The following is an 865-nucleotide window of genomic DNA, read 5'->3' as shown; positions in this document are numbered from 1 at the left end:
CCTGGTTAGACGTTCGCCACGACTATTTGTAAATAGTGGTCTTTCATTTTGTAATTGGTATAGACTCAAGTATTTCTTTAGAATATTGCCTGTTTGGGGGAGTAATGGGATGTGACGGTGTTTAGCTCCTTTACCTCTGACATACATACTACTCACGCCTTCTAGTTTAATATCAGAAACATTTAAATTTATTAACTCTTGTACTCTACATGCTGAATCATAAAGCAATGTAATTATAGCTAGATGTCTAATACCCGTTTTATCTTGTTTATTTATTGAATCTAACAGCTCTTTCACGACTTTTTCTTGAAGATATTTTGCCGGATGTTGTTTCGTTTTAATAAAAGAGATACGAGTAATTTTTCTACAGGTATCAATATGCTCTGGATTTTCAATGGAAACAAATGAGTAAAATGATTTGATGTGGGCTAGTCGGGTATTACGTGTAGTCGGACTATTATTCCTTGAGCTTTCCAGCCACTTTGAGAATTCAAGAATATTTTCCGAAGTGAGATCATCAAGTTCCATTTGATTGATATTATAACCACTTTCTTTTAGAAATCTGATTAACAGCTTAAAAGTATCTCGATAAGAACTTAATGTATTCTGACCATAATTCTTTTGACCAATTAAGTAATGCATAAAATATCTTTGAATAAAATAACTAAGATGATTCATGTTGCACCTCCGGTACTAATTGTCCGAGCGTTTTTTCTTGCTCAATAAAATCGTGGTAATGTGTGTTTGTAAAATGGATATATCGTTCGGTATCTATCAAATTTACATGGCCAACATATGCAGCTAATATAGGTATTGCAGAATATATATCCATTCCATTTTCCAACATTTGTTCTAAACTGTAAGT

At 32.8% G+C, this 865-nt stretch carries 1 protein-coding gene and 1 pseudogene; both read right to left on the bottom strand.

The features are described 5' to 3' along the window. Window positions 1–678 (bottom strand): tyrosine-type recombinase/integrase (locus tag ACYQ4S_RS12000; protein ID WP_459771382.1); only part of this gene is annotated, 678 nt, incomplete at its 3' end. Then, window positions 665–865: pseudogene (locus tag ACYQ4S_RS11995) on the bottom strand (hypothetical protein); the annotation flags it as partial. The pseudogene ACYQ4S_RS11995 and the gene ACYQ4S_RS12000, both read right to left, overlap by 14 nt.

The sequence above is a fragment of the Alkalibacterium sp. s-m-28 genome (assembly GCF_054658175.1).
Note: the sequence above shows the minus strand (reverse complement) of the source record. Positions and strands in the feature narration are given on the sequence as shown.